This is a genomic window from Shewanella sp. SR43-4, from assembly GCF_014163845.1.
In the GTDB taxonomy this organism is placed as follows: domain Bacteria; phylum Pseudomonadota; class Gammaproteobacteria; order Enterobacterales; family Shewanellaceae; genus Shewanella; species Shewanella vesiculosa.
Window position 1 is genome coordinate 21,773 of sequence record NZ_JACJEB010000016.1, and the last position, 21,325, is coordinate 43,097.

23 protein-coding genes are annotated in these 21,325 nt (G+C 42.4%); 3 read left to right on the plus strand and 20 right to left on the minus strand.

What is annotated here, in order from left to right; genetic code table 11:
- Nucleotides 1-226 precede the first annotated feature (226 nt).
- Together H5123_RS16305 and rimI are read left to right on the plus strand one after the other, a co-directional pair.
- Nucleotides 227-592: a hypothetical protein gene (locus tag H5123_RS16305; protein ID WP_124017797.1), complete on the plus strand. Its 366-nt coding sequence runs from the start codon at nucleotides 227-229 to the stop codon at nucleotides 590-592.
- A gap of 196 nt (nucleotides 593-788) precedes the next feature.
- The gene (gene rimI / locus H5123_RS16310) at nucleotides 789-1,244 is read left to right on the plus strand and encodes a ribosomal protein S18-alanine N-acetyltransferase (RefSeq protein ID WP_404948324.1); all 456 of its coding nucleotides are present in this window, start codon (nucleotides 789-791) and stop codon (nucleotides 1,242-1,244) included.
- A 162-nt stretch (nucleotides 1,245-1,406) separates the two neighbouring features.
- Here the strand turns inward: rimI and lipA are convergent, their stop codons facing one another.
- The 14 genes from lipA to leuS form a co-directional block, all read right to left on the minus strand.
- Nucleotides 1,407-2,372, minus strand: coding sequence for a lipoyl synthase (gene lipA, locus H5123_RS16315; protein WP_124017799.1), 966 nt, complete (start codon nucleotides 2,370-2,372; stop codon nucleotides 1,407-1,409).
- Entirely contained in the window at nucleotides 2,372-3,022 is a 651-nt protein-coding gene (gene lipB, locus H5123_RS16320; protein WP_182698661.1) for a lipoyl(octanoyl) transferase LipB, read from the minus strand. Before lipB ends, lipA begins: the two co-directional genes overlap by 1 nt.
- 102 nt (nucleotides 3,023-3,124) lie before the next feature.
- Nucleotides 3,125-3,391 carry a DUF493 family protein YbeD gene (gene ybeD / locus H5123_RS16325; protein ID WP_011636177.1) on the minus strand — a complete coding sequence of 89 codons (267 nt, stop codon included), beginning with the start codon at nucleotides 3,389-3,391 and terminating at the stop codon, nucleotides 3,125-3,127.
- A gap of 154 nt (nucleotides 3,392-3,545) precedes the next feature.
- Nucleotides 3,546-4,658 carry a serine hydrolase gene (locus H5123_RS16330; protein WP_235781987.1) on the minus strand — a complete coding sequence of 371 codons (1,113 nt, stop codon included), beginning with the start codon at nucleotides 4,656-4,658 and terminating at the stop codon, nucleotides 3,546-3,548.
- Nucleotides 4,659-4,909: 251 nt separating this feature from the next.
- On the minus strand, nucleotides 4,910-5,722 hold the full coding sequence (locus tag H5123_RS16335) for a septal ring lytic transglycosylase RlpA family protein (protein WP_182698663.1): 813 nt from the start codon (nucleotides 5,720-5,722) through the stop codon (nucleotides 4,910-4,912).
- Nucleotides 5,712-6,674: a lytic murein transglycosylase B gene (gene mltB / locus H5123_RS16340; RefSeq protein WP_259395685.1), complete on the minus strand. Its 963-nt coding sequence runs from the start codon at nucleotides 6,672-6,674 to the stop codon at nucleotides 5,712-5,714. Before mltB ends, H5123_RS16335 begins: the two co-directional genes overlap by 11 nt.
- A gap of 65 nt (nucleotides 6,675-6,739) precedes the next feature.
- Nucleotides 6,740-7,846 (minus strand): rod shape-determining protein RodA, encoded by a 1,107-nt coding sequence (gene rodA / locus H5123_RS16345; RefSeq protein WP_124017803.1) that lies wholly within the window; start codon nucleotides 7,844-7,846, stop codon nucleotides 6,740-6,742.
- Nucleotides 7,843-9,699: a penicillin-binding protein 2 gene (mrdA, locus tag H5123_RS16350; RefSeq protein WP_124017804.1), complete on the minus strand. Its 1,857-nt coding sequence runs from the start codon at nucleotides 9,697-9,699 to the stop codon at nucleotides 7,843-7,845. Before mrdA ends, rodA begins: the two co-directional genes overlap by 4 nt.
- A gap of 129 nt (nucleotides 9,700-9,828) precedes the next feature.
- A complete protein-coding gene (gene rlmH, locus H5123_RS16355; RefSeq protein ID WP_124017805.1) occupies nucleotides 9,829-10,299 on the minus strand; it encodes a 23S rRNA (pseudouridine(1915)-N(3))-methyltransferase RlmH in 471 nt (156 codons plus the stop codon).
- Nucleotides 10,299-10,628, minus strand: coding sequence for a ribosome silencing factor (rsfS, locus tag H5123_RS16360; protein ID WP_124017806.1), 330 nt, complete (start codon nucleotides 10,626-10,628; stop codon nucleotides 10,299-10,301). Before rsfS ends, rlmH begins: the two co-directional genes overlap by 1 nt.
- A gap of 161 nt (nucleotides 10,629-10,789) precedes the next feature.
- A complete protein-coding gene (gene nadD / locus H5123_RS16365; protein WP_182698665.1) occupies nucleotides 10,790-11,425 on the minus strand; it encodes a nicotinate-nucleotide adenylyltransferase in 636 nt (211 codons plus the stop codon).
- Between the two features lie 21 nt (nucleotides 11,426-11,446).
- A complete protein-coding gene (gene holA, locus H5123_RS16370) occupies nucleotides 11,447-12,481 on the minus strand; it encodes a DNA polymerase III subunit delta (protein ID WP_124017808.1) in 1,035 nt (344 codons plus the stop codon).
- Entirely contained in the window at nucleotides 12,481-12,975 is a 495-nt protein-coding gene (lptE, locus tag H5123_RS16375; protein ID WP_124017809.1) for an LPS assembly lipoprotein LptE, read from the minus strand. Before lptE ends, holA begins: the two co-directional genes overlap by 1 nt.
- Before the next feature lie 133 nt (nucleotides 12,976-13,108).
- Entirely contained in the window at nucleotides 13,109-15,700 is a 2,592-nt protein-coding gene (gene leuS / locus H5123_RS16380; protein ID WP_182698666.1) for a leucine--tRNA ligase, read from the minus strand.
- Nucleotides 15,701-15,820: 120 nt separating this feature from the next.
- Here leuS and H5123_RS16385 point away from each other — a divergent pair, with 120 nt between their 5' ends.
- Complete coding sequence (locus tag H5123_RS16385) at nucleotides 15,821-16,321, plus strand: zinc ribbon-containing protein (protein ID WP_124017811.1); 501 nt, start codon at nucleotides 15,821-15,823, stop codon at nucleotides 16,319-16,321.
- 15 nt (nucleotides 16,322-16,336) lie between these two features.
- Here the strand turns inward: H5123_RS16385 and H5123_RS16390 are convergent, their stop codons facing one another.
- From H5123_RS16390 to H5123_RS16415, 6 genes are all read right to left on the minus strand, one after another.
- The gene (locus H5123_RS16390; protein ID WP_182698667.1) at nucleotides 16,337-16,627 is read right to left on the minus strand and encodes a DUF6482 family protein; all 291 of its coding nucleotides are present in this window, start codon (nucleotides 16,625-16,627) and stop codon (nucleotides 16,337-16,339) included.
- A 96-nt stretch (nucleotides 16,628-16,723) separates the two neighbouring features.
- On the minus strand, nucleotides 16,724-17,236 hold the full coding sequence (locus tag H5123_RS16395; RefSeq protein WP_182698695.1) for a type II secretion system protein: 513 nt from the start codon (nucleotides 17,234-17,236) through the stop codon (nucleotides 16,724-16,726).
- 12 nt (nucleotides 17,237-17,248) lie between these two features.
- Nucleotides 17,249-18,811, minus strand: a complete 1,563-nt coding sequence (lnt, locus tag H5123_RS16400) for an apolipoprotein N-acyltransferase (RefSeq protein ID WP_182698668.1) — start codon at nucleotides 18,809-18,811, stop codon at nucleotides 17,249-17,251.
- 3 nt (nucleotides 18,812-18,814) lie between these two features.
- Entirely contained in the window at nucleotides 18,815-19,693 is an 879-nt protein-coding gene (gene corC / locus H5123_RS16405) for a CNNM family magnesium/cobalt transport protein CorC (protein WP_124017814.1), read from the minus strand.
- Between the two features lie 45 nt (nucleotides 19,694-19,738).
- Entirely contained in the window at nucleotides 19,739-20,209 is a 471-nt protein-coding gene (gene ybeY, locus H5123_RS16410; RefSeq protein ID WP_182698669.1) for an rRNA maturation RNase YbeY, read from the minus strand.
- Complete coding sequence (locus H5123_RS16415; RefSeq protein WP_182698670.1) at nucleotides 20,206-21,270, minus strand: PhoH family protein; 1,065 nt, start codon at nucleotides 21,268-21,270, stop codon at nucleotides 20,206-20,208. Before H5123_RS16415 ends, ybeY begins: the two co-directional genes overlap by 4 nt.
- Nucleotides 21,271-21,325 lie beyond the last annotated feature (55 nt).

Consider the following 21,325-nt stretch of genomic DNA (forward strand, 5'->3'; position numbering starts at 1 on the left):
TCATCCTGCTGTTGTTTTGCTAGAGTGTTCAGTCTAATCTTATGATATTCAATGTGAAATGAGTTAAGTCCATTGGTATTTAAAGGTTATATTCCAGAAACTATCTATCCTATAATCGGCTTGATACCATCTCCTTTAGCCGTGTTGCACTAACAATAACGTGCTAAAACTGCTATTCTAGCGGCATATTGTGAGTCGATAATTTAATTGAATAAAACTGACCCTAATGAATAAATCAGCCTATTTAACTGCCATGAATGTGACCACTTGGCGAGTGCGCGATACTAAGGTAAAACCTTATTTAGTGATTTGGGATGAAAACGGTGAGTTACCTGAAGCTGAGCCGCTTATCGACGCCGTGCTTAAGCTTATCGATGTAAAACGCGAAGAGTGTGACTTTGACTGTGAGCCTCATACGGGTAAACAGATTGTTTGGGATTTACGTCGTCATAAAGTCAGACCACGCACTGCATGGCTTCTATCAGAACCTTTAGCTGATTTATTGGTGGGTTGGCAGGCTAAAAGCGCCCTTTGGCAGCAGATTTACCAATGGCGCGAGCAAGTCAGCGGCCAAGCTAGGGGCAAGTCATAACTCAAATCTCATCAATCAGACTGAACTCAGTTTTTAACAAACCTTTGCTTGTGAACAGATTAATCACACATTTTTGGGAATATATGCTTTGAGCCCCTCTTTAGTAGATAGCCTATCCTCAGCGCAGCTTACCACGCCACTCACTTTAGGTTTGCCTGTGGAGCTTGTCGCGCTGGCACCAATCGATGTTCCTCAAATGGCGCAGCTTGAATCTTTGGCCCATAGCCATCCCATGAGCGCGGGGAACCTTGCCGATTGTTTCGGGCACTTGTACCGGGTTTTAGGTTTAAAGCTGAGTGCTGACTTAGCTCCTAATACTGATGCTGCTGTCAATTCTGATTCAGTCGAAGGCCTTTTGGGGTTTGCGATAGTGCAGCAGATAGTCGATGAAGTGACCTTACTGGATATTTGTCTATTACCGAGCCAGCAGGGCAAAGGCTACGGCAAGTTATTATTGAATGCTGTTATGGCTTCGGCTAAGGCGTCTGGCGCTGTAGTGCTGATGTTAGAAGTGCGAGAATCCAATCTTGCAGCCCGTACCTTGTATCAAAAGGCAGGCTTTATTGAATCGGGCCGTCGTAAAGGTTATTACCTAATAGAGGGCGGTAAAGAAGACGCGATCTTGATGGATTTAGCGATTACCCAAGAATAAGCTGTGTATTAGCAACCATGTCGTAAAACGATAGCTATGCGAACAATTTTCATAAACAACAGTCATAAAAACTGTCATAAAAAAAAACAGCGCCTAAGCGCTGTTTTTTTTATGGTTAATCCTGGTATCTACATAAGGATTATCTGTATCTAAGCGATAAGGTTATTTAACTTCTTTACCTTGGGCTTGCAGATCGGCATGGTAGCTTGAGCGCACTAATGGGCCACAGGCTGCATGGGTAAAACCTAACTCATCGGCTAAGGCTTTAAGCTGGTCAAACTCTGCTGGCGGTACATATCGTTCAACTGGTAAGTGGAACTTAGAAGGCTGTAAGTATTGGCCCAAAGTCAGCATTTCAACCTTGTGGGCACGCAAGTCGCGCAATACTTCGGCTATTTCTTCGTTAGTTTCACCTAGACCCATCATTAATCCAGACTTAGTCGGAATCGTTGGATGACGCTCTTTAAAGCGTTTTAGTAGATCTAGTGACCACTGATAGTTAGCACCTGGACGTGCTTTGCGGTAATGAGCTGGAGCCGTCTCAAGATTGTGATTAAATACATCAGGAGGCTCTGTCGCTAAAATATCTAACGCCGCATCGATACGACCACGGAAATCAGGAACAAGAGTTTCAATCTTGATTTCAGGGTTTAATAAACGAATTTCGCGAATACAGTCAGCAAAATGCTGGGCACCGCCATCACGTAAATCATCACGGTCAACAGAAGTGATCACCACATATTTTAACTTCATGTCTTTGATCGTTTGAGCTAGTTTTTTAGGCTCATCGGCATCAGCTTTGAGTGGGCGACCATGGGCGACGTCGCAGAATGGACAACGACGAGTACAAATCGCACCCAAAATCATAAAGGTCGCGGTGCCGTGGTTAAAGCATTCTGCCAAGTTTGGGCAAGACGCTTCTTCACACACTGAATGTAATCCATTTTTACGTAATGCCGCTTTGATATCGAGAATACGTTGATTTGATGCAGGTAATTTTACCCGCAACCAATCAGGCTTACGCAGCATCGTTTCGCGCTCTGATGGCACTACTTTTACAGGAATTCGAGCGACTTTATCGGCATCACGTAATTTGACACCTGGTTGTAATCTTTCAGGCCTATTCATTATTCTGCTAATCCTTGATGATGTACAAGTTGTTGGTAGCCCATAATTTGGCTAAAGGTTTGGATTAATTTATCACCAGCTTCAAGCACTGTTTGTGGACCACCCAATGCTTTACATTGCACCATTTCTAAACCGGCATATCCGCAAGGGTTGATGCGCTGGAATGGGGCTAAATCCATGTCGACATTAAGTGCTAAGCCGTGAAAAGAGCAGCCTTTACGAATGCGTAATCCTAAAGAGGCTACTTTTCGTTCTGTGACATAAACACCTGGAGCGTCAGCTTTTGCGTAAGCATTGATATGGTAATGAGCAAGCATATCGACAATGCTCTGCTCTATATTATTCACTAGCTGACGCACACCGAGTTTATTACGTTTTATATCGATAAGTGGATAAACCACTAATTGGCCCGGTCCGTGATAAGTCACTTGACCACCACGGTCTACTTGAATGACCGGAATGTTACCTGGGTTGAGTATATGCTCACTTTTACCTGCCTGACCCTGGGTAAATACCGGCTGATGCTCAACAATCCACAGTTCATCATGGCTATCGCTATCACGAGTGTCAGTATATTCCTGCATTGCATGCCATGTCGATTCATAGTCTTGCATGCCAAGATGGCGAATGTGCAGTGTTTGTGCTTGCAAGGGCAACGTCTCCCCCAGATAAAGGTGTGTGTCCATCAGATCAATGGATTAATAGTTGAGTATCATACGCAAGTTTATTGTTAAAGAAGACTCATTTGGATCTTACAGTACACGTTTTACGCCTTCAATTGCGGCAAGATCAATGTACGCTTTTTCAATATGTTCTTTGCTAGTAACCGTAATACGGATAGTGACTGAATAGTAACTGCCTTTACTCGATGCTTTTACACTCGGAACGTAATCTCCCGGTGCCAGTTGTTGTGCAACCGCAACGACACGATCGGCTAAGGTATCATCCGCATCCCCGATCACTTTAAAAGGGCACGAATTAGGAAATTCCATTACTTGGTCAAACGTTGTATTTAACATTTAGCTTACTCAATTCTGTTTGGTATTACTTATATGGTGGTGATTATACCCGATTCAAGCCTGATAGATCTGAAAAATTAAAGCCGCTGATTAGGCGGCTTTAATTAGCTGATTCACTTATAGATCTATTAATAGAGTGTGTAAATCAGTTTCATTACTCGAACCAGCTTGCGAACATTTGTTTGAAGTAATCCATTAATTTACTAACCCAGCTGCCTTCTTGGACTTCATTTAGCGTCACCAGTGGGAACTGAGCAATATCTTTTCCGTCAAGTTGGAAAAAGACACGGCCTACAGTTTCACCTTTGGCAAGCGGTGCTGTTAATGGTTTGGTTAATTCAAAGTTCGCTTGTAAATCTTTTGCTTGACCACGGCTAATGGTGATCGGGGTATCTGTCATCACACCAAGATCAACGGTTTCTCTATCGCCGTACCAAATTTGTTGAGTGACGAAAGTATCGCCAGCTTTGTAAGGGGTAATGGTTTCAAAGAAACGGAAACCATAATTAAGTAGTTTCTTACTTTCAGCTTTACGCGCAGATTCACTTGATGTGCCCATGACTACGCTGATAAGACGCATACCATCGCTTGTACCCGAGGCCACTAAGTTGTAGCCCGCTCCAGATGTATGACCTGTTTTGATACCATCAACATTTAAGCTTTTATCCCATAATAAGCCGTTACGGTTATATTGTTTGATTCCGTTATAGGTAAAAGACTTCTCTGAATACACTTTGTATTCATCAGGCACGTCACGGATTAATGCTGCCCCTAAAAGAGCCATATCATAAGCGGTTGATTTATGATCTTGAGCATCTAAACCATGAGAGTTTTCAAAGTAGCTGTCTTTCATGCCTAACTGTTTGGCCCATGAATTCATTAAATCAACGAATGCGCCTTCTGTTCCAGCAATGTGTTCAGCCATTGCAACACAGGCATCATTGCCTGATTGAATGATGATGCCACGATTTAAGTCGTGTACTTTGACCGTTTTACCCACTTCAATAAACATTTTAGATGAATCAGGGAAGTTCTTTGCCCAAGCATTTTTGGTAATAGCAACATCGTCATCTAATGATACATTGCCAGCTTTAATTTCCTGACCAATCACATAACTGGTCATCATCTTAGTCAAGCTGGCTGGGTTTAAACTTTCGTAGGCATTTTCTTCAGCTATAACTCTGCCAGAATTATAATCCATTAGTACATAGGCTTTAGCCGCAACACTTGGTGCGTCTGGCGTCACCATAGGTGCACGATTTGGCATTGGACGTACATCTGGTTGTGGCGTTGCAGCAAGTGAAGAAAAACAGACAACTGATGCAAAAAGCATAGTTGATAATTGAGCGGTTTTGGATGTCATCATGAAGTTAGCACGTCTCTAGTTAGTCGAAGAAAAGACAAAGATCGATTGGTATAATGATAGATTATACATTAGTAGGCAGTCATTTCGCATTAAGGTTCATTCATCCAATGTAAATGAACCTTAATGTTGTCATTTAGTGCCGTTATTGTGGTTTACGGTACGATAAAGCTTTGTGGATAGCCATCAGCTTGGACACGATCGAGCAACTTATTCGTTAGATGAATTTGCTGTATGGGTCCTAACTGTAATTTATGCATACCATTAACGGATGTTACCCGAGAGGTTACGGCATATTTAGTTTCTAACTGTTTAGCCAACATATTGATGCGAAGTTTATCTTGTGAGGCGGCAACTTGAATAAAATGATTATCGTTATCTTTTAAATCGCTGATAACTCGCTCTTCTGGTGACGGAATGTAAACGGTTTCGATGGCCACCTTTGCCGTTCCTCTGGCCAGCATACCTAAGTGATAAGCCGCCGCATAAGAAAGATCAATCACTCGACCATGATGAAATGGTCCACGATCGTTAACACGGACAATAATTTGCTTATTATTCTCTAAGTTAGTCACTTTAACATAACTCGGTAAGGGCAAGTTTTTATGTGCTGCAGACATGGTATACATATCATAGGTTTCACCATTTGACGTTAAATGGCCATGAAACTTTGAACCATACCATGAGGCATTACCTTGTTCTTTAAAGCCCTTGCCACTGTCGAGCACTTGATAGCTTTTACCTAATACAGTGTAGTTTCGATTGCCTTGTCTGCTGTAAGGTTCGTATTTAGGCTGGGCATTTTTCACCAAGCTAACGTCAGGTGCGTCATCTGGATAACGGTCATTAGCCATTTGATAACGGCTTTTTTTACCTGAAGTGTTTTTCCCTGCCTCATTTGATGAGCAGCCTAACAGTAATAGACTGCTTAGTATCATTAGCAGGATGAAACGGCAATTAAAGTCCATGTTGATTTACCGATTTGTAATGTGCATTAAGTTGTTGGCTGAATTGATATACCGCCATGGCATAAAGTGGGCTTCTGTTATATCGGGTAATGACATAAAAGTTTTTCAGTCCTAGCCAATACTCTGCTTTATCAGGTTGATCTAATTTGATTAATAAGGCTTTTTGAGAAGCATCCAAATCTTGGTTATCGGCTAAACTTAATGTCGGGCTAAGGATATCCGCTACCTTGTAGTGCAGTTTTTCTTTAGTCCAAACATTAGCCTTGGGGGCTGTGCTTGAGGTGTGATTGAGCAATAGCGCCACAGGTTGGCCTTTTTGCCAACCGTGTTGATGAAAATAGTTCGCTACACTGCCAATGGCATCGGCTTTACTGGTTAATAAATCTCGGCGACCGTCACCGTCAAAGTCGACAGCATAATGGCGATAACTTGAAGGGATAAATTGACCATAACCCATAGCGCCAGCATATGAACCTTTTAAGGTGCTGTTATCAAGCTTTTCTTCTTTGATTAGTGCCATTAAATTTGCGTATTCACTGCGAAAAAATGTAGCTCTTGGCGGATAATAAAAACCTAAAGTATAGAGTGCATCTTGTACACGATAGTTACCCATATAGCCGCCATAAAAGGTTTCGATACCGATAATGGCAACAATAATTTGCGGGTCAACGTTAAATTTTTCAGCAGCTTGACTAATAATCATCTGGTTTTCTTGCCAGAATGCTAAGCCTTTTTCAAGGCGCTTGTCGGTAAGAAAAATAGGATAATATTGGTGCCAAGGTTTGGCTTCCCAAGGTTTAGTCATGGCATCTATGATGCTCTGGTCGAAGGTGGACGTCGATAGGAAATGTTCTACATCTGCTTTACTGGCGCCTTTTTCGACCTGTTGTTTCACAAATGCATTTTGTAATGCTTGAGGATCATTTTCTGTTGCCGCGTTGAGGTTGAACATAATGCTGCAAAGTAGTGTAAAGCTGGCGATTTGAGCGGTTATTTTTATCATAGTTAAAGTTGATCCTATCGGTCGACAAATCGTCTGTGGGTGTGAATGCTCATTAAAATACCGAAGCCCGTCATTAAGGTTAGCATGGAGGTTCCACCATAACTTATCAGTGGTAAAGGTACGCCAACCACAGGTAAAATACCTGATACCATACCAATGTTAACAAACACGTAAACGAAGAATGTTAAGGTAATACTTCCGGCCAACAAGCGTGCAAAGCTAGTCTGTGCTCGTGAAGCGATAACTAAACCTCTGCCAATCACAAATAAATACATAGCAAGTAATACTAAGCTGCCAATAAGTCCAAACTCTTCGCCTATCACGGCAAAGATGAAGTCAGTATGTCGCTCAGGTAAAAACTCTAATTGTGATTGAGTGCCATCAAGCCAACCTTTCCCCCAGATCCCACCAGAGCCAATGGCAATTTTAGATTGGATGATATGATAACCCGCGCCTAAAGGATCTTGTTCAGGATTAAATAAGGTTAATACTCGAGTACGCTGATAATCGTGCATCAAGAAGAACCACAACACAGGTAAAAAGATCAGAATAGCGGCGATAAACCCGCCTACAATTAACCAGCTCATACCCGACAAAAACAGGACGAAGACCCCTGATGCTGCCACTAAAATAGAGGTGCCTAAGTCAGGTTGTTTGGCGATTAATAGTGTTGGGATCAGTAAAATAATCACCCCGCCAGCTAAGTAACGTTTTTTGGGCGGTAATGGGAACTTACTGATGTACCAAGCCATGGTGATCGGGAAGGCCAGTTTAATTAATTCCGATGGCTGAAACTCCATGAAACCGAGATTTAACCAACGCTGTGCGCCTTTATTAATGGTGCCAAATAACTCTACGCCCAACAGCAATATTATTCCGGCAATATAAATAGGGAATGCCCAGCGTCTGAGTATTTCAGGGTTGATTTGTGCAAAACAAAACATCACGCCTAGGGATAGCGTCATCCGTACTAGTTGACGCTCCATCATGGCAGGATCTTCACCACTGGCGGAGTAAATAATAAAAAGTCCGAACCCCATTAGTATTAATAAGCCAATGAGCAATGGCAGATCTATGTGGATGCTCTGCCAAAACGATTTTTGATACGGATGATTATTCATGGTTTTACCGCCCATTCGTCGCGTAACATATATTCATCGAGTAATGCTCTTGCGACCGGTCCGGCATTTTTTCCACCCCATCCCGCATTTTCAAGTACCACAGCCAAAACAATACGAGGATTTTCATAAGGTGCATAAGCAACCACTAATGCATTATCGCGTAAGTGATCCGCTACTGTGTCGGCATTATACTTTTGATCTTTACCAACACTAAATACCTGTGCCGTACCTGTTTTCATCGCCGCGGTATAACTTGCATCAGTAAAGTGCGATTTATCCGCAGTTTGGCGCATAGCCTCATTAATGATGTCCCAATTATTCGGATCTTTAAGCTCTATTGGTATTTGCTCATCAATGGGAGAATCAATTTTAACGGTACTATTTTTAAAGGATTTTAATAGATGAGGTGTAAATCGCTTACCTTTATTAGCCATAATGGTGACCGCATTAGCAAGCTGTAACGGGGTAGTTGTCCAATAGCCTTGTCCAATACCAACCGAAATGGTATCGCCGTTATACCAAGGCTGATTATAACGCATTCTTTTCCAGTCTCTAGAGGGCATAACACCATCAGATTCTTCAAAAATATCAATGCCAGTGCTTCTACCAAAGCCAAAGCGATCCATAAAGATAGCCATTTTATCAATGCCAACTTTGTAGACAAGGTCGTAAAAGAAAATATCACAGGACTCGACAATGGCATGGTAGATATCTACCCAGCCGTGGCCCCATTTCTTCCAATCGCCCCATTTACGATCGACTCCGGGCATTTGCCAATAGCCAGGATCCCAAATACGCGTGCGTTCACTAATGATTTTTTCTTCTAAACCAAGTAATGCTACATGTGGCTTGATCGTTGATGCTGGAGAGTATTGCCCTTGGGTTGCACGGTTAATTAATGGCCGCGATTTATCATTTAACAGGTCATTATAGGCTTTAGAGGTAATGCCATGAACAAATGGATTAGGATCATATGATGGGCTGGAGATCATCGCTAAAACACCGCCATCTCTGGGATCTATTGCGACAACAGAGCCTTTTCGGCCATCTAACAGTTCCATGGCTTTTTGCTGTAGTTTGAGATCGAGTGTGAGATAGATATCTTGTCCCGGTGTCGGCGGTGTAACTTTGAGTGTACGGATCACTCTGCCACGATTATTCACTTCTTCTTCGAGGTGACCAGGAGTGCCATGAAGCAAACTTTCATAAAACTTTTCAATACCTTGCTTACCAATATCTTTGGTTGCAGCATAGTTTTTCCACTGACTACCTTTTTCAAGTAATGCTTTATCTCGGGTATTAATTTTGCCCACATAGCCAAGTACATGGGTTAATAATGCATTGTAAGGGTAATGACGCTTAAGGCCCGCTTCAACGTAAATACCGGGAAATTTATATTGATTGACACTAAAAATAGCGACTTCTTCGTCTGTTAACTTACTTTTGATGGTTAACGGTTTAAAGCGACGATGAAACTTTAGGTTTTCAGTGATACTTTCGCGATCATCTTCTGAAAGTTCAATAAAGCTATTAAGCTCATCTAACGTCGCTGTCATATCATCGACTTTCTCTGGGATGAGTTCTAGAGAGTAATAAGGTTGGTTTTCGGCTAATAGCACGCCATTACGGTCATAAATAAGTCCTCTACTTGGTGGCGTTGGAACGACCCGAATACGGTTATCATTTGACCGAGTTTCATAATCTTTATAGGAGACAACTTGAAGGTGATAAAGATTGGAAAATAATATGCAGAGTAATATAAATACGCAAAGAAAAGTGAAGAATGCCCGGCGCTTAAATAGCGCGGCTTCTGCGGCGTGATCATGCATGGTAATGCGCTTTTTTGGCGGCACTTATGCTATCCCCGTCGTGACCAAATTAAAGGTTAGATTATTAAAGGCCACAGTATCAGCTGATAAAAATGAAAAATAGAGCTGCATGATAATCATTATCTGTAAACTAAGTTATTCATGCGACTGAATTTATTCTCTATGATACGGATGATTGTTATTGACGCTCCAAGCTCGGTATAGGCTTTCTGCTACGATAACCCTAACCAAAGGATGAGGTAGGGTTAGTGCAGATAAACACCAGCTTTGGTTGGCCGCCTCTTTACAAGCAGGTGAAAGTCCTTCTGGGCCACCAATCAACAAACTGACGTCTCTACCATCGAGTTGCCACTTTGTCATTTGCTCGGCAAGCTCTGGTGTTGTCCAATTTTTGCCGGGTAAATCTAAGCTGACAATGTGGTTACCTTTGGCTACTGCCGCTAGCATTAGTTCGCCTTCCTTATTTAAAATTCGGGCGATATCGGCATTTTTTCCGCGCTTCCCTGCTGGGATTTCGATGAGTTCCAAGGCCATATCTCTAGGGAAACGGCGCTGGTATTCTTCGAAGCCTCGGGTTACCCAATCGGGCATTTTGGTGCCAACGGCAATAAGCTGTAACTTCATTAGACGTTATGTTCAGACCACAGTTTTTCAAGCTCGTAATAATCACGAGTTTGTTCTTGCATCACGTGCAGAATAACAGAGCCTAAATCAACTAAAACCCATTCGCTGCTGTCACGACCTTCAACCCCAAGAGGTTGTACGCCTGCGTCTTTTGCTGACACGATCACGTGCTCACCAATAGAACGAACGTGTGTTTTCGACGTACCAGTACAAATGATCATGGTGTCGGTAATAGTTGACCGCTTAGAAACATCGATAACAGTAATATTTTTTGCTTTTAAATCATCGACTTTGTCGATAACGAAATCTTTTAGTTCGGTGCCTTGCACGCGAAGTACCTCATAAGTAAAAATTAACGGAGTATTATACTCAAATTCACTGTTAATGCGCAATTAAGCAGGCGTAAACAACGATAGAATTAATTTAGCGCCCGATACTGAGCGGATTCATAATCCTGCTCATGAGCTCATCGCTGTAGGGCTTAGCGGTGCTAAATATAGAGCTGATGTTGGCGGATATAATCGATTGTCGTTTGCGGTAACACTGTGCTGATATCAATATTTTGAGCTAATCGCTGACGAACTTCAGTTGAGGAGATATCGACTAACTGGCTGTTGATGCAAAATATTCTTCCATGTTTGCTATGGGAATTTGATGTGAGGTAGTCGGTATTGGCTTGTCTAAATAATAACTCTTTGGTCATTTCACTGTGGGTATCAATTGTCCACCCGGGGCGTTGACAGAGTGCGATATGGCATAGATTAAACAAGGATTGCCATTGGTACCATAATGGCAGTTGAACAAATGAGTCCATTCCCATAATGAAAAAGAATTCTTCATCAGGATACAGTTCAGTGAGCAATGATAGCGTAGTGACACTGTAAGAGGGCGTGTCACGCTTAATTTCAATATCACATAGTTCAAATTCTGGATACTGCAGACAAACTAATTTCACCATTTCAAGTCGATGATGGCTGCTAACCACTGTGGTCTTTTTGTGTGGTGGGATGTGATTGGGCATTAACCAAATCTGATCTAAATTAAGTTGCTGTTTTACTTCTAGTGCAGGATTGATATGCCCTAGATGGATGGGGTCGAATGTGCCCCCCAATATACCAATACGCATTCGCTGTCCTTAGTTTTGGTCTCAGTCAGTGAGTTCAATATGGGCTAAACGCTTATGTGCCCGTGGGTCGAATAAAATGCATAAATGACTTAGACCGATCCAATCTTCATGGCCTTTTTGTTTGAGATTTAGTTCTAATTGAGAGGCAAACGCGAGCATGTGCTCAATGTGATCCAAATCTAATCGCGTTATTGCAGCTTGATAAAGTGGTTTACGTTTATCCCAAATGCGGTGTTGGCCCCATAATTTACTCAGTTGCTCACCATTATGCAGCGCCAGCTTTAACGTGAGTAGTAGGTTAATCTCTTTAAATAAAGCCCACATTAAAATAGGCATAGCTGTGCCTTCTGCCTGCAACTGTGCCAACATGTGTTGCGCATGTTTTTGGTGATTGCCTAATATGGCATCACAGAGTTGAAACACACTAAAACGAGATTGATCTTCAAAATATTCACTCAATTGCTCTGGAGTAATATTTTGCTTAGGGCTGAGCAGTTGTAACAATTGCATTGCTTGCTCACCAGCCAGTAAATTACCTTCAAATAAAGTAAACAACATCGCTTTAGCATCATGGTGGACAGTCAGCTGATAATGAGTAATACGGCTGTCTAACCAGCGTTCAAACTGTTTACCTTCAGGGGTGGCGCAAGGTAAATAGATGCCTTTGGCATCGAGTGATTTAAACCATTTACTATTGGTTTGTTCAGCACTGGCTTTAGGGCCTTGAACAATCAGGAGCATATCTGGATTAGGATGTTGTAACAGCGTCTGAAATGCCGCAGCGCCTTCAATACCGGGTTTACCCTGTGGTAGGGTTAATTCAATAATCCGTCGGCTAGCAAATAAACTCATTGCTTGCCATTCTTGGACTAGATCGCCCCAATTAAAGCCGGTTTCTTGACTGAGTTGAACGCGTTCTTCAAAGCCCTGTTTTTTAGCAGCACTCAGAATGTGCTGTTTACTGTTTTCGATTAACCATGGGTCATCGCCAAACAGTAAAAAGCATTGTGGTAGGGGCGTGAGGTGTTGCTTGAGTTGATCCGGATAAACCCGCATTACTCAGCTCCGATTGACGCCAAAGTCTGAATGATATAATCGGCTGCTTGTACTCGCATCTCTTTAACTAACAACTCCATTTCCCGACTTTTTGCTAATGCAGTTCGTGGGTCGTCTTGATAGTCACGGCGGATTTCAGTATCAAAGTCTTGTGGATCTTGTCCCGGTAAGGTGACCGAATAATGCACTAAATAGATCAGCTCATATTCGGCGACATTCCCAGTGGGATAAAGTGATAATGTGGCGCGTTCGAGTGAGTCATTGATTAATCGAAGTGTCGGTGTTTCTTGTGCAGCATCGACAAGGCTAATGCGGTTGATGCGCAACCTATCACGCACTAAGCGAGTTAACTCACTGTATTCATCGCTACTGGTTAAATGTAATTCAGCTAATTCAGCAGGGATGGAATAACTGCGTTGGAGTTTGAAGCCGCATCCTGCACTGGTCAGTAACACCAATGTCATTATGGCTAAACAGATTTTTTTGGCTAGCATAGTGAAGGTAGGCATCCTTGTTATTACATGGTTAAAATAAATAACATACCGCGGTTTCATCCGCGGTAAGTTATAACACTGCAGTCTTATCACTATAATCAGATTGAGATTACTTTATCTTAATGAGATCAGTTTAGTTAGCGACAATACTGAGTAGTTTACCTGGCACGTAAATCACTTTACGAACGGTTAATCCTTCAGTGTGCTTTTGGACATATTCATCATTCATGCCTAAGGCTTCAACATCTTCTTTTGATGCATCAGCGGCTACAGTGATTTTTGCACGCACTTTACCGTTAACTTGCACCACAATCAGTTTACTGTCTTCAACTAATGCAGACTCATCCACTTCTGGCCAGCGGCTGTCTTCAATGTTGCCTTCGTGACCTAATTCGTTCCATAAGGTAAAGGTGATGTGAGGCACGATAGGGTAAAGCAAACGAGTAACAGCAGACAAGGCTTCAGCGAGCAAGGCGCGGTCTTGAGCTGTTTCTTGTGATGCTTTCAGTAAATGGTTCATCAGTTCCATTACAGAGGCCACAGCAGTGTTAAACATTTGACGACGGGCAATGTCATCACTGACTTTAGCAATCGTCTTATGTAATTCACGGCGTAACGCTTTTTGATCAGCATTTAATTTGCTGGTATCTAACGCTTCTGTTTTACCCGCGGCAACATGATCGTTGGCTAATTTCCAGAAACGTTTAATGAAGCGATGTGCTCCTTCAACGCCAGACTCTTGCCATTCAAGGGTTAATTCAGGTGGCGAGGCAAACATCATGAATAAACGGACTGTGTCAGCGCCGTATTTTTCGACCATCACTTGCGGGTCAATACCGTTGTTCTTCGACTTAGACATTTTGCTCATGCCGGTGTAAACCAGTTCATGACCTTGATTATCTACCGCCTTAAGAATACGGCCTTTGTCGTCTTTTTCTTCTACAGTCACTTCCAAAGGTGATACCCAAACACGAGCACCTTTTTCGTTGATATAGTAGTAAGCATCGGCTAATACCATGCCTTGAGTCAGTAGTTGCTTTGCCGGTTCATCGCTGTTGACTAAGCCTGCATCACGCAACAACTTATGGAAGAAGCGGAAATACAACAAATGCATACAAGCGTGTTCGATACCACCAATGTACTGATCTACTGGTAACCAGTAGTTTGCTTTGGCAGGATCTAACATTTCATCAGCATGCGGGCTACAGTAACGAGCGTAGTACCAAGATGATTCCATAAAGGTATCAAAGGTATCGGTTTCGCGCATTGCTGGCTGACCGTTAACTGTGGTTTCGGCCCAAGCCTTATCGGCTTTAATTGGGCTTTGGATACCGTCCATTACCACATCTTCTGGTAAAATAACTGGCAGTTGATCTGCAGGCGTTGGTACCACAGTACCATCAGCTAGGGTAACCATCGGGATTGGTGCGCCCCAATAACGTTGACGAGAAACACCCCAGTCACGTAAACGGTAATTGACTTGGCGTTTACCTTTACCTTCTGCGGTTAATCTAGCATCAATGGCTTCAAAGGCTGCTTGGAAGTCTAAACCGTCAAGTTCAGGGAAAGCATCACCAGAGTTAAATACCACGCCTTTGTCACTATAGGCTTCTTTGCTGATGTCCAATTCGCCTTCAACAGGCTTGATCACCGCTTCGATAGCAAGCTTGTATTTAAGGGCAAATTCATAATCGCGTTGATCATGAGCGGGAACAGACATCACTGCACCAGTGCCGTAATTCATTAATACAAAGTTAGCCACCCAAATAGGCACCAATTTGCCACTAATAGGATGAATCGCTTGTAAACCAGTAGCCACACCTTTTTTCTCCATTGAAGCCATTGCTGCTTCAGTGGTATCGGCGTTTTTGCACTCTTCTATAAATTCAGCCAGTTGTGGATTATTTTCAGCAGCTTGTATTGCTAATGGATGACCTGCTGCAATTGCAACATAGGTGACGCCCATTAACGTATCCGGACGAGTGGTATAGATATCAAACGTAGCCTGACTATCAGCAACGGCAAACGTCATTTCTATGCCTTCGCTACGGCCAATCCAGTTACGTTGCATAGACTTAACCTGTTCAGGCCAGCCATCTAAGGTGTCGATATCGTTAAGTAATTCTTCAGCGTAATCGGTGATTTTAATAAACCACTGTGGAATTTCTTTTTGAATAACTGGAGTATCACAACGCCAGCAACAACCGTCTTGTACCTGCTCATTTGCCAGTACAGTTTCATCATTTGGACACCAGTTAACTGATGAGGTTTTTTTGTACACTAAGCCTTTTTCATACAACTTAGTGAAAAACCATTGTTCCCAACGATAGTATTCAGGGGTACAGGTGGCGATTTCACGACTCCAATCATAACCAAATCCTAATAACTTAAGTTGGTTCTTCATGTAGTCAATGTTTTCATATGTCCAAGGCGCTGGAGAGGTCTTGTTATTGATCGCGGCATTTTCTGCAGGCAGACCAAATGAGTCCCAACCAATCGGTTGCAAAACATTTTTACCTTGTAAACGTTGATATCGTGCCACTACATCGCCTATTGTGTAGTTGCGGACGTGACCCATGTGAAGACGACCTGAAGGATAAGGAAACATTGAAAGACAATAAAACTTCTCTTTGCTTTCATCTTCAGTAACTTCAAATGTTTTATGTTCGTGCCAGTGCTTTTGCACTAAGGCTTCAATTTCTGAGGGATTATATAGCTCTTGCATCAATCTATTTCCGGCAATGCCGCCCATTGTTTGATCTAACGCTCAGCAGCGAGATTTATAACTGCATAGAATAAACCAGAAGTGATCTATTAAAAAGGTGCGTATTAAGGAGTATTACTTATGAGTGGAAAAAGTTCAGCACTATTAGCCTTATATCAGTCACTATTCGAACAGGTGAAAACTACGTTTGACCAAGATAACTCATTGACAGCGAAGAGCTTATTCAAGTCAGTGACCCAGGGTAAAGAGTATTTAAAACTTAAATCTCATTCCGATGAAGAAGAGCTCGCATTAGTAGAAGAATTTTTAAAGCGAGACATAGCAGCTTTCTTAAATGAGGAAAATGCCGATAATTTGAGTTATAGCCCTATGGTTATTGGGATTGAAAATACATTATGGCAGTGGTTGAGCGAGATAACGGATCGAAGCCAAGTGGAGTGGCACGAGTTGTTACAAGATTTTAAACATCATGGGGTTTATAAGTCTGGGGAAATCATTAACCAAGGCAAACTGACCTGTAATAAGTGTGGTCATCAAATGCAAATTGATTTTCCTGGGGTAATCCCCGACTGTCCAAAATGTGATTACAACGAGTTTTCACGGGAGCCGTTAACGCCATAATTGGTAACTTAACGCTTAAAACTCTACTCGGTAATGGCAGTGGCTTGCACTGCTGTTACCGACCATCTCATCATATGCTGTTTGCATTTCTATCATGGCGTAACTGATCCCTTGTTGTTTATGCAATTCTTCGGCTTGTTTTATTGAGTTGAAACATAATGGCTTGCCGTCTCTATCATGAGCACGTTGAAAATTGCCATCAAGATCTTTAAGACCCAGTAGGTAATGATTTGAGTCTGCGTAGCTAATAATGGTGGGATGTTGAGTTTGTTCAGCAATGGCTAGCTTTATTTCAGATACTTGCATAATAACCTCCAATAGTGGTTTGTTAAGGTTATTACGTCGCAAACTTGAGGCTAGTTCAATTTTAATACTGTAATCGGTCGCAATGGCGGATTTTGGTTAGCAACCGCTTGATACTATCTGGTATTGGGGACCTGTATTTGCGTCAACGGCTTGGGTGTAAGAGAAGTAACAATTATCATTGGTTACTTGGCCATTACCATCTTTATCATAGCCGATATAAGTGAAATCAACACCTTGATATTGAACGGTAAAGACGTCATCTATGGTGATCCATTTTTCGACATCTGTGTTATCTAAATAGCCCCATTTTAATCGTGTTTCAAATAGACCATCATTGTCGATATCAATATCGATTAAGTCATCGCGATTTTGAACGGCTTGCACGTTTAGGCTGGTCATTTTTGATCGAGCATACACTAAACTATTGGCCGTTTTGGCACTGCTCATTATGCCAGATAGGGCCTGTTGTCTCGCTTCTGAACTGAGGCCAATAAATTTAGGCGCAGCAACAACCGCTAAAACACCTAGAATGATGATTACCACAACCAATTCAATTAGGGTAAACCCTTGGGATAAATAATTTTTTTTGAGTTGAATCGATTGTGACATCATAATTAGCCATTATTTACGTAAATAGTTTATTACACCCAATAATACTAACAAGCCACACAGTATCAGCAAGGGTAATTGACCTATCTTTCGAAACCAAGTTTGTCCTTGAAACAGTTGAATATTGGTCACAAGTACTCCCGCTTCAAATTGAGGAATCGCATCTGTGATACGTCCGTGTGGGTCAACGACGGCAGTAATGCCATTATTGGTCCCCCGCAATAGTGGTTTACCCATTTCAATCGCGCGCATCTGCGCTATTTCCATGTGCTGTAATGGGCCATTTGACGCACCAAACCAAGCATCGTTTGATACGGTAAGCAGCATATCTGTTTCGTCGGTTACACTCGCCCTTACTTGTTCTGGGAAGGCTATTTCATAACAAATTGCCGGAGCGATATGGTAACCGAGTGCGACTAAATTAGGCTGGGTATAGTCACCTCGTTGAAAAGATGACATTGGTAAATTAAAAAATGGTGCGATAGGGCGTAATAAACTGGCAAACGGGACAAATTCACCAATAGGCAATAAATGATGTTTTTTAAACTGGTTAGTGCCATCACCAATGTAGTCAGCGCTTTGTTGGTGCTTTTGATGATAATTACCGAGTACGATTAATGAGTTAAAAAAGTCTTGTTGCTGGTGGCTAATAATGCCAGTAACAATTGCCGTGTTGTTAATGCTGGCCACTTTACTGACATCCATTAGAAAGTCTTCCACCATGGCTTCTGGTGCTGGAATGGCGGCTTCTGGCCAAATAACAATATCGACACTGGACGCATCATCAAATTGCTCGCGGGTCATGTCCATGTACTTCAGCATGGTTGGCCACAATGCATCGGGTTCCCACTTCATACTTTGGGGAATATTGCCCTGTACTAATGCCACTTTTACGGTTTTGCCACTGGTAGAAATAGGGTTGAGTAATGGTGCAGCCCACGCACTCAATGCCAAAATCGGTAATATAACCAACACAGGGAAGATGCGTTTTTGGGTTAATAGTATCAAAGAGCCCGCCACCAATGCGACGATAAAGCTCAGCCCCAAGGCACCAATAAAACTGGCTAATTCACTTAGCGGGCCTAATGTTTGGCTGTAGCCGGCCCAAATCCAAGGAAAACCTGTAAATACCCAGCCGCGTAACCATTCTGTTAGGACCCATAATGCTGGAAATAGACCAAGATAAGTGAAGTAGGGATTTAAAGTGTATTTAGATGTGCGAGATAACTTGCTGAGTAAATATCCAGCTATGGCGGGATAAATCGCCAGATACATTGCCAGGATCGCCATTAACGTTATCGATACAAAAATCGGCATACCGCCGAAAGTATCAATACTGACATGCACCCAGCTAATGCCAATTGCAAAACAACCAAAACCGAAACTGAGCCAGTAATATAAACTTTGTTTAGCGGTTAATGTCTGGCTCTGCCATAGAGCAAAACTTAATGCTAAAGGAAATATGGCCCAAATTTCATAAGGCGCAAACGATAATGCCGTACTGGCGCCAGCAATAAATGCCGCCACCAGACGGACAATACTCAAAGAAGAGTATAGAGATTGAGTTTTTAGCACGATTTAGTCGTCGAATTCTTCACTAATATTAGGGTCTGGCAGTTTAACACGAAGTTGCACCAAACGGCGGTTATCGGCGTTAATCACTTTGAACTCAATATTATTAATCACGATGCTTTCATTACGTTCTGGTAAGTGGCCAAATGCATGCGACACCATGCCACCAACGGTATCAAATTCTTCATCGCTGAAGTTGGTGCCACACGCTTCGTTAAAATCTTCAATTTCAGTGAGCGCTTTGACCATAAATACTGTGTTACTGAGCTTTTTAATTTCAGTGTCTTCAACCGAGTTGTGATCAAATTCATCTTCAATTTCACCGACAATCTCTTCGAGAATATCTTCAATCGTCACTAAGCCTGATACCCCACCATATTCATCGACAACAATGGCCATGTGGTAGCGTTGCGAACGGAATTCTTTGAGTAGTACGTCGACTCTTTTACTTTCAGGTACCACCACTGCAGGGCGTATAACTTGGGCAAGAGTAAAGTTTTCATCAGATTGTTTGAAGCCGTATTTGATCAAATCTTTAGCCAGTAAAATGCCTTCAATATGATCTTTATCTTCATTAACAACCGGGAAGCGAGAGTGACCTGAATCCATGACAATTTCTAAAAACTCATCGACGGTCGAGTCTATTTGAATGGTAACAATTTGCGCTCTTGGTATCATAATGTCGCGCACACGAAGGTCAGAAACCTCTAATACACCTTTAATCATTTCGCGTGTGTCTTCTGTAATGAGGTCGCGCATTTCGGCACCTGCAATCACATCAACTAAATCTTCGCGATTTTGAGGTTCGCCCTGAAATAGCTGGTTAATTTTATCAAACCAGGTTTTCTTGTGGGCGTTTGTACTCGGGGGGATATCGTCACTCATAATATTTACCTAAACAGGGCTATCTATAAGATATTCCTTGTTTATTTATGCTTCCTTATAGGGGTTTGTAAAACCTAAGCCTTCAACAAGTTGGGTCTCTAGTGACTCCATCTCATCGGCTTCTTGGTCGATAATATGGTCATAACCCAGCAAATGCAAGCAGCCGTGTATGACCATGTGTGCCCAGTGTGCGTTTAGCGGTTTATTTTGCTCAATGGCTTCCTGTTCCACCACGTGTCCACAGATAACCAGATCACCTAATAATGGCAATTCAACCTCAGGTGGTGCTTCAAACGGGAATGACAACACGTTGGTCGGTTTGTCTTTACCGCGATAGGTTAAATTGAGTAGCTGACTTTCAGCAACTTCAACAATGCGAATCGTTAATTCCACTTCAGGCATTGTCTGCCCCACCGCGGTACGTACCCAAGTTTCAAATTCTGCTTGAGTGGGTAAATTCAGATTGTTCACTGCAATTTGCAGGTCAAGATCGAGTGATATCATGGGCTGACTCATTGAGGGCTGGCTTCTTTTTCAAGTAATTGACGTTTTTGCTCGCGTTCACGATAAGCTTGCTCTTTGGCCGCTTTTTCGAGTTGTTCTTGTTGCTCGAACGCTTCATAGGCTTCAACAATTCTTGCTACAACAGGATGGCGAACCACATCTTGGGCGACAAAGAAGTTAAAGCTGATTTCAGATACTTTGCTGAGAACCTCAATGGCATGACGCAAACCAGACTTTTGACTACGAGGTAAATCTATTTGGGTGATATCACCGGTGATCACCGCGCGCGAATTAAATCCAATACGGGTTAAGAACATTTTCATTTGTTCAACCGTAGTGTTTTGCGCTTCATCTAAAATAATAAACGCATCATTAAGAGTGCGGCCGCGCATATAAGCCAGTGGGGCCACTTCAATCACGCCGCGTTCAATTAACTTTTCAACTTTCTCAAAACCCATCATTTCAAACAAAGCATCGTAAAGAGGGCGTAGATAAGGATCGACTTTCTGGCTTAAATCGCCGGGTAAAAAACCGAGTTTCTCGCCCGCTTCAACCGCTGGACGCGTTAATAGAATACGGCGCACTTCTTGACGTTCATAGGCATCAACTGCCGCAGCAACTGCAAGGTAGGTTTTACCGGTACCGGCTGGGCCAATACCAAAACTGATGTCGTGACGAGTAATGTTATGCATGTACACACTTTGATTGGGTGTACGAGGTTTAATCACGCCACGTTTAGTTTTTATATGAATACTCGTGTCGTCGTTGTCTTGTTCCGCCTCAAGGTTAATCGCTTCTTGAATGGCTAAATGAACCACTTCAGGTTCTAAGTCCGGAGTGCTACCTTTGACGGTTTGAGTTTCAATGTATAACTGACGTAACAAATTATTGGCATTGAGGGCATTACGTGGCAAACCGACAATCGTAAAATGGTTGTCTTTATGGACAATCTCAACGCCTAATCGGCGTTCAAGTTGTTTGATGTTGTCATCAAATGGACCGCATAATGACACGAGGCGGCGAGTATCTGCAGGTTCTAGATACAAATTCATGGTGGTGACTTTAGTGGTCAAATAAGGCTCCAGGTGTCGAATTAGGACAAAAATAATGGCTTGTAAATGCCATACT

What these genes read in the sequence shown, in the direction of transcription:
- H5123_RS16330 (WP_235781987.1), bottom strand. Translation starts at nt 4,658, where the DNA reads ATGCCAAATCGTGCACCTATGGTGACGCCAGACGCACCAAGTGTTGCG.
- lipA (WP_124017799.1), bottom strand. Translation starts at nt 2,372, where the DNA reads ATGAATAGGCCTGAAAGATTACAACCAGGTGTCAAATTACGTGATGCC.
- holA (WP_124017808.1), bottom strand. Translation starts at nt 12,481, where the DNA reads ATGCGGGTTTATCCGGATCAACTCAAGCAACACCTCACGCCCCTACCA.
- leuS (WP_182698666.1), bottom strand. Translation starts at nt 15,700, where the DNA reads ATGCAAGAGCTATATAATCCCTCAGAAATTGAAGCCTTAGTGCAAAAG.
- rimI (WP_404948324.1), top strand. Translation starts at nt 789, where the DNA reads ATGGCGCAGCTTGAATCTTTGGCCCATAGCCATCCCATGAGCGCGGGG.
- rlmH (WP_124017805.1), bottom strand. Translation starts at nt 10,299, where the DNA reads ATGAAGTTACAGCTTATTGCCGTTGGCACCAAAATGCCCGATTGGGTA.
- H5123_RS16305 (WP_124017797.1), top strand. Translation starts at nt 227, where the DNA reads ATGAATAAATCAGCCTATTTAACTGCCATGAATGTGACCACTTGGCGA.
- H5123_RS16395 (WP_182698695.1), bottom strand. Translation starts at nt 17,236, where the DNA reads ATGTCACAATCGATTCAACTCAAAAAAAATTATTTATCCCAAGGGTTT.
- ybeD (WP_011636177.1), bottom strand. Translation starts at nt 3,391, where the DNA reads ATGTTAAATACAACGTTTGACCAAGTAATGGAATTTCCTAATTCGTGC.
- H5123_RS16390 (WP_182698667.1), bottom strand. Translation starts at nt 16,627, where the DNA reads ATGCAAGTATCTGAAATAAAGCTAGCCATTGCTGAACAAACTCAACAT.
- H5123_RS16385 (WP_124017811.1), top strand. Translation starts at nt 15,821, where the DNA reads ATGAGTGGAAAAAGTTCAGCACTATTAGCCTTATATCAGTCACTATTC.
- lptE (WP_124017809.1), bottom strand. Translation starts at nt 12,975, where the DNA reads ATGCTAGCCAAAAAAATCTGTTTAGCCATAATGACATTGGTGTTACTG.
- H5123_RS16335 (WP_182698663.1), bottom strand. Translation starts at nt 5,722, where the DNA reads ATGGACTTTAATTGCCGTTTCATCCTGCTAATGATACTAAGCAGTCTA.
- ybeY (WP_182698669.1), bottom strand. Translation starts at nt 20,209, where the DNA reads ATGAGTCAGCCCATGATATCACTCGATCTTGACCTGCAAATTGCAGTG.
- mltB (WP_259395685.1), bottom strand. Translation starts at nt 6,674, where the DNA reads ATGTTCAACCTCAACGCGGCAACAGAAAATGATCCTCAAGCATTACAA.
- nadD (WP_182698665.1), bottom strand. Translation starts at nt 11,425, where the DNA reads ATGCGTATTGGTATATTGGGGGGCACATTCGACCCCATCCATCTAGGG.
- corC (WP_124017814.1), bottom strand. Translation starts at nt 19,693, where the DNA reads ATGAGTGACGATATCCCCCCGAGTACAAACGCCCACAAGAAAACCTGG.
- rodA (WP_124017803.1), bottom strand. Translation starts at nt 7,846, where the DNA reads ATGAATAATCATCCGTATCAAAAATCGTTTTGGCAGAGCATCCACATA.